The 14199-nt window shown below is 66.5% G+C and carries 15 protein-coding genes; 12 read left to right on the forward strand and 3 right to left on the reverse strand.

Going from position 1 to position 14199, the window contains the following annotated elements:
- The first annotated feature begins 113 nt into the window (after nt 1–113).
- On the forward strand, nt 114–1136 hold the full coding sequence (locus SB816_RS24410; protein WP_059269632.1) for a putative 2-aminoethylphosphonate ABC transporter substrate-binding protein: 1023 nt from the start codon (nt 114–116) through the stop codon (nt 1134–1136).
- Between the two features lie 87 nt (nt 1137–1223).
- Nucleotides 1224–2354, forward strand: coding sequence for a TIGR03364 family FAD-dependent oxidoreductase (locus SB816_RS24415; RefSeq protein WP_410547660.1), 1131 nt, complete (start codon nt 1224–1226; stop codon nt 2352–2354).
- Nucleotides 2355–2420: 66 nt separating this feature from the next.
- Here the strand turns inward: SB816_RS24415 and SB816_RS24420 are convergent, their stop codons facing one another.
- The 3 genes from SB816_RS24420 to SB816_RS24430 form a co-directional block, all read right to left on the reverse strand.
- The gene (locus tag SB816_RS24420) at nt 2421–3569 is read right to left on the reverse strand and encodes an aromatic ring-hydroxylating oxygenase subunit alpha (RefSeq protein ID WP_064526889.1); all 1149 of its coding nucleotides are present in this window, start codon (nt 3567–3569) and stop codon (nt 2421–2423) included.
- Between the two features lie 341 nt (nt 3570–3910).
- Nucleotides 3911–4921, reverse strand: a complete 1011-nt coding sequence (locus SB816_RS24425; RefSeq protein WP_054501393.1) for an acyltransferase — start codon at nt 4919–4921, stop codon at nt 3911–3913.
- A 220-nt stretch (nt 4922–5141) separates the two neighbouring features.
- Nucleotides 5142–6110 carry a Bug family tripartite tricarboxylate transporter substrate binding protein gene (locus SB816_RS24430; protein WP_054501392.1) on the reverse strand — a complete coding sequence of 323 codons (969 nt, stop codon included), beginning with the start codon at nt 6108–6110 and terminating at the stop codon, nt 5142–5144.
- Between the two features lie 176 nt (nt 6111–6286).
- Between SB816_RS24430 and SB816_RS24435 the strand changes: the two genes are divergently transcribed.
- From SB816_RS24435 to rplI, 10 genes are all read left to right on the forward strand, one after another.
- Complete coding sequence (locus SB816_RS24435; protein ID WP_054433369.1) at nt 6287–7141, forward strand: IclR family transcriptional regulator; 855 nt, start codon at nt 6287–6289, stop codon at nt 7139–7141.
- Between the two features lie 82 nt (nt 7142–7223).
- On the forward strand, nt 7224–7490 hold the full coding sequence (locus SB816_RS24440; protein WP_006393710.1) for an exodeoxyribonuclease VII small subunit: 267 nt from the start codon (nt 7224–7226) through the stop codon (nt 7488–7490).
- A gap of 7 nt (nt 7491–7497) precedes the next feature.
- Nucleotides 7498–8409 (forward strand): polyprenyl synthetase family protein, encoded by a 912-nt coding sequence (locus SB816_RS24445; RefSeq protein WP_054501391.1) that lies wholly within the window; start codon nt 7498–7500, stop codon nt 8407–8409.
- Between the two features lie 53 nt (nt 8410–8462).
- A complete protein-coding gene (dxs, locus tag SB816_RS24450) occupies nt 8463–10325 on the forward strand; it encodes a 1-deoxy-D-xylulose-5-phosphate synthase (protein WP_410547661.1) in 1863 nt (620 codons plus the stop codon).
- Nucleotides 10326–10516: 191 nt separating this feature from the next.
- Complete coding sequence (gene folE2, locus SB816_RS24455; RefSeq protein WP_006388366.1) at nt 10517–11314, forward strand: GTP cyclohydrolase FolE2; 798 nt, start codon at nt 10517–10519, stop codon at nt 11312–11314.
- A 7-nt stretch (nt 11315–11321) separates the two neighbouring features.
- Nucleotides 11322–12236, forward strand: coding sequence for a DUF817 domain-containing protein (locus SB816_RS24460; protein ID WP_054501389.1), 915 nt, complete (start codon nt 11322–11324; stop codon nt 12234–12236).
- A 234-nt stretch (nt 12237–12470) separates the two neighbouring features.
- Nucleotides 12471–12845, forward strand: coding sequence for a 30S ribosomal protein S6 (gene rpsF, locus SB816_RS24465; RefSeq protein WP_020924524.1), 375 nt, complete (start codon nt 12471–12473; stop codon nt 12843–12845).
- 51 nt (nt 12846–12896) lie between these two features.
- Nucleotides 12897–13220, forward strand: a complete 324-nt coding sequence (gene priB / locus SB816_RS24470; protein ID WP_054419768.1) for a primosomal replication protein N — start codon at nt 12897–12899, stop codon at nt 13218–13220.
- A gap of 107 nt (nt 13221–13327) precedes the next feature.
- On the forward strand, nt 13328–13600 hold the full coding sequence (gene rpsR / locus SB816_RS24475) for a 30S ribosomal protein S18 (protein ID WP_006218308.1): 273 nt from the start codon (nt 13328–13330) through the stop codon (nt 13598–13600).
- A gap of 14 nt (nt 13601–13614) precedes the next feature.
- Nucleotides 13615–14070 carry a 50S ribosomal protein L9 gene (rplI, locus tag SB816_RS24480; protein ID WP_020924523.1) on the forward strand — a complete coding sequence of 152 codons (456 nt, stop codon included), beginning with the start codon at nt 13615–13617 and terminating at the stop codon, nt 14068–14070.
- The last annotated feature ends 129 nt before the right edge of the window (nt 14071–14199 follow it).

A 14199-nucleotide genomic window follows, 5' to 3' on the forward strand; every position in this document is an offset into this window, starting at 1 on the left:
CTGCCCACGCCGGGAATCCTGACCCAACCTTTTTTCGCAACGCTCCGCGGCGGGCATGGGCCGGCCGCGGCGACCCGACTCACCCTTTTTCCGCTCACCCACGGAGTACCCTCATGAAACGCTTCACGCTGCTTGCCTTGGCCGCCGCTTTCGCCGGCATCACCGGCGCCGCTTCCGCCGAGACCACGCTGACCGTCTACACGGCGCTGGAAGCCGACCAGATCAAGGCCTACCAGGCCGCCTTCGAAAAGGCCAACCCCGACATCAAGATCCAGTGGGTGCGCGACTCCACGGGCATCATCACCGCCAAGTTGCTGGCCGAAAAGAGCAACCCCAAGGCCGACGTGATCTGGGGCCTGGCCGGCACCTCGCTGGGCCTGATGGACAAGGAAGGCATGCTGCAGCCCTACGCCCCCAAGGGCCTGGACCAGATCGCCGCCAACATGCGCGATGCCAAGGCCGAGCCCACCTGGGTCGGCATGGACGGCTTCGCCGCCGCCATCTGCTTTAACACCGTCGAAGCCGAAAAGCAGAAGCTGCCCAAGCCCGAATCGTGGCAGGACCTGACCAAGCCGGTCTACGCCGGCAAGATCGTCATGCCGAACCCGGCCTCGTCGGGCACGGGCTTCCTGGACGTCAGCGCCTGGCTGCAGATCTTCGGCGAAGAAAAGGGCTGGGCCTACATGGACGCCCTGCACAAGAACATCGGTTCGTATACGCACTCGGGCTCCAAGCCGTGCAACATGGCCGCCGCTGGCGAATTCCCGATCGGCGTGTCGTTCGACTACCGCGCCGCCAAGCTCAAGGCCGACGGCGCGCCGGTCGAAGCCGTGTTCCCGTCGGAAGGGCTGGGCTGGGAAGTCGAAGCCACCGCCATCGTCAAGGGCACCAAGAACCTGGAAGCCGCGCGCAAGCTGGCCGACTTCTCGGCCAGCCGCGAGGCCAACGAACTGTACAAGGCCAACTTCGCGGTGCTGGCGATTCCCTCGATCGCCACGTCCAATCCCAACCTGCCGGCCGACCTGACCAAGCGCATGATCAAGAACGACTTCGTCTGGGCCGCCACCAACCGCGATCGCATCATCGCCGAGTGGACCCGCCGCTACGACGGCAAGTCCGAGCCCAAGAAGAAGTAATCGGGCCACCGCGGCGGCCACGCCGCCGTGGCAGGGGAGGCGCCCGGGCGGGCGCTTCCCGCGCAACCTCTCTGCCTCGTTTTCCAAATGAAAAAATTCGACGTAGTCGTGGTCGGCGCCGGCATGCTCGGCATCGCCCACGCCTGGGCCGCCGCCAAGCGCGGCCTGTCGGTGGCCGTGATCGAACGCAGCCGCCAGGCGCATGGCGCGACCATCCGCAATTTCGGTCAGGTGATCGTCACCGGCCAGGCTCCCGGCATGATGCTGTCGCACGCCCAGCAGGCGCGCGAGCTGTGGCTGGACCTGGCGTCCAGGGCCGGCTTTCATGTTCGCGCCAACGGCGCGCTGGTGCTGGCGCGCGACGCCGGCGAAGCCGACGTGCTGGACGAATTCGCCCGGACCCGCCTGCAACAGGAAGGCTATCGCGCCGAGCTGCTGTCGGGCCGTGAGGTGGCAAAGCTGTATGACGGCCAACTGGCGCACCACTGCGCCGCGCTGCGCGGGCTGGACGACCTGCAGATCTATTCGCGCGAGGCCTTGCCGGCCATCACGCGCTACCTGGCCGATTCGCTGGGCGTCGAATTCGTCACCGGCACCCTGGCGCGCGCCGTCGAGCAAGGGCAGGTCGCGACCACCGCGGGCGACTTCGCCGGCGCGCACGTCTTCGTCTGCCCCGGCCATGACTACCTGACGCTGCTGCCCGAACAGTTCGCGCCGCTGAACCTGGAGGTGACGCGCCTGCAGATGCTGCGCGCGGCCTTCGAGACGCGTCCCATGGCGCTGGACCGCCCGCTCTTGACTGGCCTGTCCTGCGTGCACTACGGCGCCTTCTCCGACCTGCCGTCGGCGCAGGCGCTGCGCGCGCAGATCCAGGCGCGCACGCCGATGCTGCTGGAAAACGGCATCCACCTGCTGATCAGCCCCACGCCTTATGGCGAGCTGATCATCGGCGACTCGCACCGCTACGGCCAGGATGCCTTCCCGTTCAACGACGAGGCGGTCGACAACGCCATGCTGGACCTGGCGTCGCAGGCGCTGGGGGCGCGGCTGCGGGTGCTGGAGCGCTGGCAGGGCGTCTATGGCACGCACGGCCCCGCGCCGTTCTCCGTGATGCCGGTGGATGCCGCCACCACGGTGGCGGTGATGCATTCGGGCGTGGGCATGACGGTCGGGCTGGCGATCGGGGAGCGCACGGTCGCCGCCGCCCTCGGCCGCTGAACTGCCGCCCCGGCAAAAAGAAAGGGCTCGCGATCGCGAGCCCTTTTGCGTTGGCGGAGCGTGTCCTCAGAGCCGCTCCTGCATGATGCGGCGGTACCACTCATGGAAGTGCTGCATGCCGTCTTCCATCGGCGACTGGTACGGACCGGTCTCGTTCACGCCGCGCAGCATCAGCGCCTTGCGGCCGGCGTCCATGCGCTCGGCGATCTCGTCGTCCTCGATCGCCGTTTCCATGTAGGCCGCGCGCTGCGCCTCGACGAACTCGCGCTCGAAAGCGGCGATTTCCTCGGGATAGTAGAACTCGACCACGTTGACCGTTTCCTGCGGGCTCTTCGGGTACAACGTCGACAGCACCAGCACGTGCGGATACAGCTCGATCATGTGGGTCGGGAAATACGTGACCCAGACGGCGCCGAAATCCGGCGCGTCGCCGTCGCGGAACGACAGCAGGCGATCGTGCCATTGCTTGTAGACGTCAGAACCCGGCTGGGCCAGCGCGTTATGCACGCCGACCTTCTGCAGGCTGTACCAGTCGTTGAACTCCCAGGTCAGGTCGTCGCAGGTGACGAAGCGGCCCAGTCCGGGGTGGAACGGGCCGACGTGGTAGTCCTCCAGGTACACCTCGATGAAGGTCTTCCAGTTGTAGTTGCACTGGTGCACTTCGACGTGGTCCAGCACGTAGTCGCCGAAGTCGAACTCCGGGCGCGCGAACAGCGGCGCCATGTCGGCGGCCGGGTCGCGCGGGCCTTCGAACAGCAGACCATGGCAATCGCGCAGGCGGAACTTCTGCAGGTTCATGCACGGCGTGGTGTCGAACTGCGGCGCGCCCAGCAGCTCGCCCTGGTTGTTGTAGGTCCAGCGGTGCAGCGGGCAGACGATGTTGCCGCCGGTGGCCTTGAGGCTGCCGTGCGAATTGCAATGGCCGGTGACGTCGCCGGCCTGGCCGCCCAGCATCAATGCCTGGCGGTGGCGGCAGACATTTGAGATGAGGTCAACGCCCTGCTGGTTGCGAACCAGCACGCGCCCTCCATTTTCCTGGGCCAAGGTGCGCCAATCCCCGATTTCGGGCACCAGCTTCTGGTGGCCGACGTACAGCGAGGATTGCTTGAAAATGAGTTCTTGCTCGCGGGCAAAGAGGGCTTCGTCAAAGTAAGCACTGACGGGTAGCTGGGTGCGAGCTGGCACAACATGTGCCATCCGACCGATGTCGGTCATGATTCCCTCCGCTCGGATGAATATTTCCCCCAACGCCGTGCCCACTCAGTACTGCGTACGCGGTGGGCGGGCTGCCCTCAAAGGGGGCCTCTTTCTTGGGGCGGCCCGGCGTTAAAAAGCCAGGACGGCTTGAGCTTCACCACGCCCTAGCTGTTCGGAAGGGGATGGTTAAATCCGTTCTGGCGCGAAGAAAAATCGGTGTCTGGCCGATCAAGTAAGCCGTCAATTGTACCCCAACCCCATACGCCCCGCCCGTGAAGATCGGTGAAGCTTGGTGAAGATCCGGCCCTGGCGGTTTGACCCCGCGCAAATCGTGATTAACCCTTCGCGCCGTAGGCTTTTCAGACCAGCCTGCGGGTGGCGGGATGGCGTCGCAACAGCCAACTGCTGCCCGCGGACAAAGCGAACACGGCCAGCGTCAGCAACGGCACGACCCAGGCATCGCGACGTCCGCCGCCGATGGCGCCGGCCCGGTGCGCCACATCCAGGAACACCGGATGGATCAGGTAGACCCCGAAGGTCAGCGGGGCCAGCGATGCCAGCCGCGGCAGGCGCGGCGACGAGACGATGCACTGGAACGCCGCCAGCGACATGAACGGCACGGTCAGGCTGAAGTAATCGTAGAAATAGGTGTCCAGCGTCCGGTTGCTGGACATGGTGTGCACGCCCAGTGCCGTGGCCGCCACGCTCACGGCCAGCACCAGGGTCGGACGCGGCACGCGCAGTTCGCCATCGAAGATCTGGCGGCCGGCGACGAAATAGCCCAGGTAGGGCAGGAACCAGGTCAGGAAGAAGCCGGGCTGGGCGCCGAGCGCGCGTCGGTAGAGCGCATCCAGGATGGCCAGGCCCAGAATGCCCACCACCCAAAGCGAACGCGCGCGCGGCGTGCTGCGCACGTACAGCAGGCGCACCAGCGGCGCGAACAGGTACAGTCCCACGATCATGTACAGATACCAGAGGTGGTAGTACGGCTCACCCTGGGCGACCTTGCGCGGCCAGAACGAAAAGTCGACGTGGCCGTCGTCCCACCAGTCCAGCCCGGTGCGCCAGGCCAGGTAGAAGAGGGTCCAGAACAGCAGCGGCGCGCAGATCCGCGTGACCCGCTTGCTGTAGAACCGCCTCGCATCCTGCGGCTTGTCGGGATCGAGCAGCAGGGCGCCGCTGACCATCACGAACACGGGCACACACCAGCGGACCGCGGAGTCATACAGATTGGCGGCCAGCCAGGCGCCGTTGCCGTAGGCAGACGGGTCGCTGACGATCAGGGCGGCGCTGTGCAGCAACACCACCGCCGCGGCGGCGAGCCAGCGGGCGGAATCCAGCCGGGCGTAGCGGTCATCGGTCAGTGGCATCGGGCTCCCTGGCGAAGGTGAGTCGGGCGGGGCCGGCGCGGCGGCCATCCTCGCTTTTCACCTTAGCAGCCAGGCCGATACGGGTTCTGTATCCAGGGGTTAGGGGGCGCATGAAAAACCGACAGGGCCTGCGAGGCGCTGTCGGTCGGCGGCCCCGGCGGCGCGGGCGCCCGGGCCCGCGCGGCGGCATGAACGTTTTGTCACGAAACGGATGCGACCGTCATTGCAGGACGATGTTGGCCTGCTTGATCAATTGCGACACGATGGGCTGTTCACTCTTGACCTGCCTGTCCAGCTCGGCGGCGCTGCCCGAGCGCGGCTCGATTCCCATGTCGAGCATGCGCTTTTGCACCGCCTCGTCCTTGAGCGTCTCGGCCAGCGCGGCCTGCAGTTTGTCCAGCACCGGCGCCGGCGTGCCCTTGGGGGCCACGAAGCTGAACCAGGCCGTCATGTCGAAGGACGGATAGCCTTGTTCGGCCAGCGTCGCCAGCTTCGGTTCGGTGGCCAGGCGGCTGGGGCTGGTGATCGCGAACACCTTGACCTTGCCGGCCTCGGCCTGCGGCATGCCGGTGGCGACCATGTCGAAGAACAGGTCCACGTCGCCGCTGATCAACGCCGGCAGGGCCTGGGTCGCGCCCTTGAAGGGCACGTGCAGGATGTCGATGCCGGCGCGTTCCTTGAACAGTTCGCCCGCCAGGTGCGACGAAGTGCCCGCGCCGAAGGTGGCGAAGGTCAGCTTGCCCGGATTCTGCTTGGCATAGGCGACCACGTCCGCGGTGCTGTTGAACGGGCGCTTGGGGCTGGACAGCAGTACCAGGGGGCCAATCCCGACCATGCCGATGGGCGCGAAGCCGTCGGGATCGTAGGGCAGCTCCTTATACAGATAGCGGTTGGTGACCAGCGTGGAGTTGGTGGCCATCAGGATGGTGTAGCCGTCCGGCGCCTCGCGCGAGACGAAGGCGGCGCCGATCGACGTGCCGGCGCCGGCCTTGTTCTCGACGATCATGGGCTGGCCCAGCGTCTTGGCCATGCGTTCGGCCAGCACCCGCGTCAGCACATCGGTGGCGCCGCCCGCCGGGAACGGCGAGACCACCTTGATCGGGCGGGACGGATAGGTATCTGCCTGGGCGCCCAGCGCGGCAATGCTGAGCAGTAGACCCGCCAGGAACGGGTAGCGCTTGCGAATCATGTTTTCCCCTTGAAATCGCGTGCTTGAGTGATAGGTCGGGCCCGGCTCGGCCCGGTCCGCGTGCCGGTGAAGGCGGGCGGGCAAGGCTTGCCAGGTCTCCTAGGATGTTTTAAATTCCGATAAATGGAATTTAGTTTTGTTATTCGGAATAAACTATAAAAACGAAGCGAATAGAAATGCAATCTTTTTCTGACCCCAAGCGCATCCCCCATCCCGCGGCCAAACCCGACCAGAAGCTGGCGCTGAGCGCCCCCGCGCGCCGCAAGCGCGCCGGCGCCGTGGGCGAGGGGCCCGTGTCGCCCGACTTCATCACCGCGCTGGCGCGCGGCCTGGAAGTGCTGCGCTGCTTCCGGCCGGGCGTGGCGGCGCTGGGCAACCTGGACCTGGCGCGCCTGACCGGCCTGCCCAAGCCCACCATCAGCCGCATCACCTACACGCTGACCGAGTTGGGCTACCTGCGCTATCACCCGGACACCGGCAAGTACTCGCCCGGGTACGGCGTGCTGGCGTTGGGCTTCGGCCTGTTGGCCGGGCTGGAGGTGCGCGAGCTGGCCAAGGCCTCCATGACCGACCTGGCGCGCGAAACCGGCGGCGCGGTGGCGCTGGGCGCCTTCGACGGCGACGCCATGACCTATGTCGAGGCCATCCATGGTTCGTCCGCTCTCTACCTGCGCCTGCCGGTGGGCTATCGCGCCAGCCTCGACAGCGCCATGGGCCGCGCCTACCTGGCCAGCCTGCCGGCGGCGGCCTGCGCCGACGTGCTGGAACGATTGGGGCCGGCCGCGCCGGCGGCTGCCGCGATCGAGCGCGCCCGCGCCGAGTTGCGCGACACGGGTTGCTGCTTCGCGATCGGCGAGTGGCAGTCGGGCATCAATGCCGTGGCGGTGCCATTCACGTCCGTGACCGGGGAGGGCGTGTTCGTCATGAGTTGCGGCGGCCCCGAAGGCCTGCTGCCCGAGGCCGGGTTGCGCACCCAGGTGGCGCCGGCGCTGCGGGCCGCCATCGCGGGCCTGGCGGGCGCTCCCGCCTGAGCGCAAAGGCGCGGCGTGGCGCGACCGTGGTATCTCGTACAATTCACGGATTGATCCACCCCTAGTGCCCCCGGAGGCCCGTTTGGCCAAACCTTCTCAAGCCGATCCGCAGACCGACGACCGTCCCTTGCCCCAGGATTTCGAAACGGCCCTGGCCGAACTGGAATCGCTGGTCGCGGCCATGGAAGACGGTTCGCTGCCGCTGGAGCAGTCGCTGGCCGCCTACCGGCGCGGCGTGGCCCTGACCCGCGTCTGCCAGGAGCGCTTGGCGCAGGCCGAACAGCAGGTCAAGGTCCTGGAGGGCGACTTGCTGCGCCCGCTGGATGCCGCCGCGCTGGATGACGAATAAGAATCGGATGAAGCAAATACAACTCGCTTTCCCGGAGTGGCTGCAGGGCCGCGTGCGGCATGTCGAAGACGTTCTCGACGACCTCCTGCCGCCTGCCGACGCCGTGCCCGCCCGCCTGCACGAAGCCATGCGTTACGCCGTGCTCGGCGGCGGCAAGCGGGTGCGGGCCGCGCTGGTCTACGCCGCCGGCCAGGCCTGCCCGGTCAGCGGCAGCGTGCTGGCTGTCGAGGCCTCGCTGGACCGCGCCGCCGCGGCGGTGGAACTGATCCACGCCTACTCGCTGGTGCACGACGACCTGCCCTGCATGGACGACGACGTCCTGCGCCGCGGCCGTCCCACCGCCCATGTGCAGTTCGACGAAGCCACCGCCATGTTGGCCGGCGACGCGCTGCAGCCGCTCGCCTTCGAGCTGCTGGCCTCCATGCCCATCGCCCCGGCCCTGATCGTGCAGGCCACGCAGTCGCTGGCGCGCGCGGCGGGCAGCCAGGGCATGGCCGGCGGCCAGGCCATCGACCTGCTCAGCGTCGGCCACCGGCTCTCGCGCGACGAGCTGCAGCAGATGCACAGCATGAAAACCGGCGCCATGCTGGCCTGCAGCGTGGCGCTGGGCGGCATCGTCGCCGGCGCCAGCTCGGCCTCGCGCCAGGCGCTGGACGTCTACGCCCAGGCCATCGGCCTGGCGTTCCAGGTGGTGGACGATATTCTGGATGTGACCGCCGATTCCGCCAGCCTGGGCAAGACGCCGGGCAAGGACGCGGCCGAAAACAAGCCGACCTACGTTTCGTTGCTGGGGCTGGACGAAGCGCGCGCGTTCGCGGGCGAGCTGCGCGAAGCCGCGTTGTCCGCGCTCGAGCCGCTGGGCGACGCCGGCAAGCGCCTGGCCGAGCTGGCTGATTTCATCGTCCTTCGAGACCGCTGATCCGTGACCCGTCCGGGCTGGCCGCAGGCCGGGCATACGAACCCCATACAAGCATGACGACAGAATTACTGGACCGCATCCAATCCCCGGCAGACCTCAAGCGCCTGGATCGTCGCGAGCTCAAGCGCCTGGCCGACGAGTTGCGCGGCTTCGTGCTGGAGTCGGTCTCCAAGACCGGGGGCCACCTGTCGTCGAACCTGGGCACGGTGGAGCTGACGCTGGCCCTGCACCAGGTCTTCGACACGCCGCATGACCGCATCGTCTGGGACGTGGGCCACCAGTCCTATCCGCACAAGATCCTCACCGGACGCCGCGCCGGCATGGCCAAGCTGCGCCAGCAGGGCGGCATCTCGGGCTTTCCCAAGCGCAGCGAATCCGAATACGACGCCTTCGGCACCGCGCATTCGTCCACGTCGATCTCGGCCGCGCTGGGCATGGCGGTGGCCTCGCGCAACGCCGGCGTGCAGCGCCAGCACATCGCCGTGATCGGCGACGGCGCGATGTCCGCCGGCATGGCCTTCGAGGCCATGAACAACGCCGGCGTCACCGCCAACATCAACCTGCTGGTGATCCTGAACGACAACGACATGTCGATCTCGCCGCCGGTGGGGGCGCTGAACCGCTACCTGGCGCGCCTGATGTCCGGCCGCTTCTACGCCGCCGCGAAGAATGTCGGCCGCGCCGTGCTGCAGCACGTGCCGCCGGTGCTGGAACTGGCGCGCCGCTTCGAGGAACACGCCAAGGGCATGGTCACGCCGGCCACGCTGTTCGAGGAATTCGGCTTCAACTACGTCGGCCCGATCGACGGCCACGACCTCGACGCGCTGGTGCCGACGCTGCAGAACCTGAAGGCGCTGCAAGGCTTGCAGTTCCTGCACGTGGTCACCAAGAAAGGGCAGGGCTACAAGCTGGCCGAGGCCGATCCGGTGCTGTACCACGGGCCGGGCAAGTTCGATCCCGCCGTCGGCATCCAGCAATCGAAGGCGCCGGGCAAGCGCACCTTCACCCAGGTGTTCAGCGACTGGCTGTGCGAGATGGGCGAACAGGATGCGCGTCTGGTCGCCGTCACCCCGGCGATGCGCGAGGGCAGCGGCCTGGTCGAATTCGAGAAGCGCTTCCCGCAGCGCTACTTCGACGTCGGCATCGCCGAACAGCACGCCGTGACGTTCGCCGGCGGCGTCGCCTGCGAGGGGCAGAAGCCGGTGCTGGCGATCTACTCGACCTTCCTGCAGCGCGGCTACGACCAGTTGATCCACGACGTGGCGCTGCAGAACTTGGACGTCACCTTCGCGCTCGACCGCGCCGGCATCGTCGGCGCCGACGGCGCGACCCACGCCGGCAACTACGACACCGCGTTCCTGCGCTGCGTGCCGAACATGGTGGTGGCTACGCCCTCGGACGAAAACGAAGCCCGCCTGCTGCTGTCCACCTGTTATCAGTATCCCGGCCCCGCTTCGGTGCGCTATCCGCGCGGCGCGGGCTGTGGCGCGCCGGAAACGGCCGGCCTGGACACGGTCGAGCTGGGCCGCGGCGTGGTGCGGCGCAAAGGGCGCAAGATCGCCATCCTCGGTTTCGGCACGCTGCTGCAGCCGGCGCTGGCGGCGGCCGAAAAACTGGACGCCACCGTGGCCGACATGCGCTTCGTCAAGCCGATCGACCGCGCCCTGATCCTCGATCTGGCTGGCAGCCACGACGCCCTGGTGACGATCGAGGATGCCGCCATCATGGGCGGCGCTGGCAGCGCGGTGCTGGAGGTGCTGGCCGCCGAAGGTGTCGCGATCCCGGTGCTGCAAATGGGCTTTCCCGACGAGTTCATCGACCACGGCGACCAATTGGCGCTGTTGGCCGGTATCGGCCTGGATGCCGCCGGGATCGAGCAGTCGATCCGGGCGCGCTACGCCTCGCTGCTGGCCTGATTGCCCGCACCCACGGACCGGCCCCGGCGGTTTGGTCCGTGTGGCGAAACAGTGTGTTCCGGCCCCGCCAGCCTACGAATGAAAGGGTTTTCCCTGGCGCTGGCGGGACTTTGGGCGATAATGGCCCCCTCCTAAAGATTCCTGGGTCTGCGTGTTCACGCCACGCTCGTCGCCCAGACTGGTAAGCCGAAATGAATTCTCCGATCGACCCCGCCATCGTGATGCCCGACGTCCAGAGCTCGACGGACACGCGGCACATCCCGATCCAGCGCGTGGGCATCCGTGGCGTGCGCCACCCCATGCTCATCGAGAACGCCGACGGTTCGCCCCAGGGCACCGTGGCCAACTGGACCCTGACGGTGGCGCTGCCCCCCGAAGAAAAGGGGACGCACATGTCCCGCTTCGTGGCGCTGCTGGAAAAGTACCGCAGCACCCCCATGACGCCGACGCTGTTCCGCGCCATGGCGGCCGACATGCTGCCGTTGCTGCACGCCGAGCGCGGCGACATCACCGCGGCCTTCCCGTACTTCATCAACAAGTCGGCGCCGATCTCCGGCGTGCAGAGCCTGCTGGACTACGAAGTGCAGTGGATCGCCCGCGCCCAGGGCGACCAGGTCGAGTTCGAGCTGGTGGTGCAGGTGCCGGTGACCAGCCTGTGCCCGTGTTCCAAGGCCATCTCCGAATACGGCGCGCACAACCAGCGCTCGCACGTGACGGTCTCGGCCATCCTGGAATCGGACATCAGCATGGATGGCGTCATCCGCCTGATCGAAGACGAAGGCTCGTGTGAGCTCTGGGGCCTGCTCAAGCGGCCCGACGAGAAGTACGTCACCGAGCGCGCCTACGACAACCCCAAGTTCGTCGAAGACCTGGTGCGCGACGTGGCGGCCCGCCTGAACGCGCACCCCGGCATCGCCCGCTACCGCGTCGAGGCCGAGAACTTCGAATCGATCCACAACCACTCGGCCTACGCCGTGGTGGAAGGCTGAGTCCTCCGTGCGGCATCCGGCGGCCAGCGACTGGCCGCTCATTGCGCGACTGGCGGGATGGGAAGCGCGGCTGGCCGATCACCTGGCCGGCCGCGGTCGTTTGGGCGTCGCGCTCTATGAGTTCTTCCGTTTCGGCGTGAAGCAGGGTTGGGCCTGCCTGTTCGGCGGCCTGATGTGCGCGCTGCTGCTGGGCACGCACTGGTGGTATCCCAAGGACGCCTGGCTGGCGCGCTACGATTTCCTGACGCTGGCGGCGCTGGCGATCCAGGCCGCGCTGCTGGCCCTGCGCATGGAAACCTGGGACGAGGCCAAGGTCATCCTGATGTTCCATGTGGTCGGCACCGGCATGGAACTGTTCAAGACAGCGGCTGGCTCCTGGATCTACCCCGAGGCGAGCGTGCTGCGCATCGGCGGCGTGCCGCTCTTCACCGGCTTCATGTACGCCGCGGTCGGCAGCTACCTGGCGCGGGTCTGGCGCCTGTTCGACTTCCGCTTCCGTGCCCATCCGCCGCTGGCGGCGACCGTGGCGCTGTCGGTGCTGATCTACGTGAACTTCTTCGCGCACCATTTCATTGTCGACTTCAGGCTGGCGCTGTTCGGCCTGACGGCGCTGCTGTTCGCCCGCACCTGGGTCTATTTCCGCATCTGGCGCGACTACCGCCGCATGCCGTTGCTGCTGGGCTTCGTGCTGGTGGCGCTGTTCATCTGGTTCGCCGAGAACATCGGCACCTTTGCCAACGCCTGGCGCTATCCCAACCAGTCGCAAGGCTGGGAGCTGGTGTCGATCAACAAGCTGGGTTCGTGGTTCCTGCTCATGATCATCAGCTATGTGATGGTCAGCGTGGTCAGCCGGCCCCGGGAGATCGGCGTGGCCGATATGCCGCGCCCGGCAGGGGCGAATAACGCGTCCCCGATTTCCTGACCGCCCCTGGCTTGCGTCCAACGGTCCGATCGGCGATAATCGAGAGCTTTCTTGCTCGACCGCCCATGTTTTTTGGGCAGCGGGCTGCCCCTTGCAAGCCATACGCCTCGAAGAAAAAGACCAGTGATAGAGAAAGCACTGGAAAGCCGGAACTGACCGCGAACGCGATGCGCGCGCGGACTGATGACGGTGTCAGGCGAGCGGCAGGCAAGACATCCTCAAGGAGTTTTACTCATGCGTCACTACGAAGTGGTGTTTATCGTTCACCCCGACCAAAGCGAGCAAGTGCCCGCCATGGTCGAGCGTTACCAAGCGCTGGTCACGGGCCAAGGCGGCTCGGTGCACCGCCTGGAAGACTGGGGTCGCCGTCAACTGGCCTACCCGATCCAGAAGCTCGTCAAGGCTCACTACGTCTGCCTGAACATCGAGTGCGGCCAAGCCACGCTGGATGAGCTGGAACACTCGTTCCGCTACAACGACGCCGTGCTGCGCCACCTGGTCATCAAGACCAAGAAGGCCCAGACCGCTCCCTCGATCATGATGAAGTCGGTCGAGCGCGAAGAAGCCCGCAAGGCTTCGGCGGAAGCTGTCGCGGCTCAGGCCGAGTAAGCAGGGCTCAGGCAGAGCCCATCCCATGAAGTCCCCTTGGTGCCTGGCAGGATGAACAAGCTGGAACTCAGCGCCCGCGTTCTCGAATGCGAGCCTTTGCGCCACACTCCCGCCGGTCTGCCAGCCCTGGAAATGGTGCTGGCGCACGAATCCGAGGTCATCGAAGCCGGCCATCCGCGCCGTGTCGAACTGACAATCTCGGCCGTGGCACTGGGCGATCTGGCGTTGCTGTTGCAAGGAACGGCGCTGGGGTCCGAATTGCTGGTGCAGGGGTTTCTGGCCCCCGTGCGCAAGGACTCGGTGAAGTTCAAGCTGCATCTGCAGCAGGCGCGCAGGATCAGCGGCAGCGCAGGACGCGATCCGCTGGTGGCTTGACAGGGAAGGGCAACGGGCGCGAGAGCGCCTTCTGAATACGGATAGGTTACGGGGAGTCGGGCCCGATCAAGGCAGACCCGGTCCCCTCAAACATAGAGGCACATATCATGGCTTTCTTCGGAAAACGCAAGGAAAAACGCAAATTCACGCAGCAGAACCCGCTCTTCAAGCGTCGTAAGTTCTGCCGCTTCACCGCCGCCGGCGTCGAAGAGATCGACTACAAGGATCTGGACACCCTGCGCGACTTCGTGCAAGAAAACGGCAAGATCATCCCGGCTCGCCTGACCGGCACCAAGGCAATCTACCAGCGCCAACTGGACACCGCCATCAAGCGCGCGCGCTTCCTGGCCCTGTTGCCTTACACCGACAACCACAACTAATCCGGGGCACTGAAATGCAAGTTATTCTGCTCGAAAAAGTCGTCAACCTGGGTAACCTCGGCGAAGTCGTCCGCGTGCGTGATGGCTACGCCCGCAACTTCCTGATCCCCCAGAAGAAGGCCCGTCGCGCAACCGACGCCGCCCTGAAGGAATTCGAAGCCCGCCGCGCCGAACTGGAAAAGATCCAGGCCGAGAAGCTGGCCGCCGCCCAGGCCCTGGGTGAGCGCGTCAACGGCTACCAACTGAAGATCGTCCAGAAGGCTGGCGTCGACGGCCGTCTGTTCGGCTCGGTGACCAACGCCGACATCGCCGAAGGTCTGAAGAAGGCCGGTTTCGAAGGCATCGAAAAGGCCCAGGTGCGCATGCCCAATGGCCAGCTCAAGGCCATCGGCGAGTTCCCGATCCAGGTCGCCCTGCACGCCGACGTCGTCGTCGACGTCACGGTGCTGGTCGAAGGCGAACTGTCGTAAGCCTGACCCCGCGGTAGAAAAAAGCCGGCCCGCGTGCCGGCTTTTTTTCTTTGCGCCTTGTTTCTCCTCGCTTTACCCGCCGCCATTTACGTGTAGTCTTGCGGGCTGCACGCTTGTCTCCCACGCTGT

This window comes from Achromobacter sp. SIMBA_011 (genome assembly GCF_046535435.1).
Taxonomy (GTDB): Bacteria; Pseudomonadota; Gammaproteobacteria; order Burkholderiales; family Burkholderiaceae_B; genus Achromobacter; species Achromobacter dolens.

What these genes read in the sequence shown, in the direction of transcription:
- SB816_RS24410 (WP_059269632.1), top strand. Translation starts at nt 114, where the DNA reads ATGAAACGCTTCACGCTGCTTGCCTTGGCCGCCGCTTTCGCCGGCATC.
- SB816_RS24415 (WP_410547660.1), top strand. Translation starts at nt 1,224, where the DNA reads ATGAAAAAATTCGACGTAGTCGTGGTCGGCGCCGGCATGCTCGGCATC.
- SB816_RS24420 (WP_064526889.1), bottom strand. Translation starts at nt 3,569, where the DNA reads ATGACCGACATCGGTCGGATGGCACATGTTGTGCCAGCTCGCACCCAG.
- SB816_RS24425 (WP_054501393.1), bottom strand. Translation starts at nt 4,921, where the DNA reads ATGCCACTGACCGATGACCGCTACGCCCGGCTGGATTCCGCCCGCTGG.
- SB816_RS24430 (WP_054501392.1), bottom strand. Translation starts at nt 6,110, where the DNA reads ATGATTCGCAAGCGCTACCCGTTCCTGGCGGGTCTACTGCTCAGCATT.
- SB816_RS24435 (WP_054433369.1), top strand. Translation starts at nt 6,287, where the DNA reads ATGCAATCTTTTTCTGACCCCAAGCGCATCCCCCATCCCGCGGCCAAA.
- SB816_RS24445 (WP_054501391.1), top strand. Translation starts at nt 7,498, where the DNA reads ATGAAGCAAATACAACTCGCTTTCCCGGAGTGGCTGCAGGGCCGCGTG.
- dxs (WP_410547661.1), top strand. Translation starts at nt 8,463, where the DNA reads ATGACGACAGAATTACTGGACCGCATCCAATCCCCGGCAGACCTCAAG.
- folE2 (WP_006388366.1), top strand. Translation starts at nt 10,517, where the DNA reads ATGAATTCTCCGATCGACCCCGCCATCGTGATGCCCGACGTCCAGAGC.
- rpsF (WP_020924524.1), top strand. Translation starts at nt 12,471, where the DNA reads ATGCGTCACTACGAAGTGGTGTTTATCGTTCACCCCGACCAAAGCGAG.
- priB (WP_054419768.1), top strand. Translation starts at nt 12,897, where the DNA reads ATGAACAAGCTGGAACTCAGCGCCCGCGTTCTCGAATGCGAGCCTTTG.
- rpsR (WP_006218308.1), top strand. Translation starts at nt 13,328, where the DNA reads ATGGCTTTCTTCGGAAAACGCAAGGAAAAACGCAAATTCACGCAGCAG.
- rplI (WP_020924523.1), top strand. Translation starts at nt 13,615, where the DNA reads ATGCAAGTTATTCTGCTCGAAAAAGTCGTCAACCTGGGTAACCTCGGC.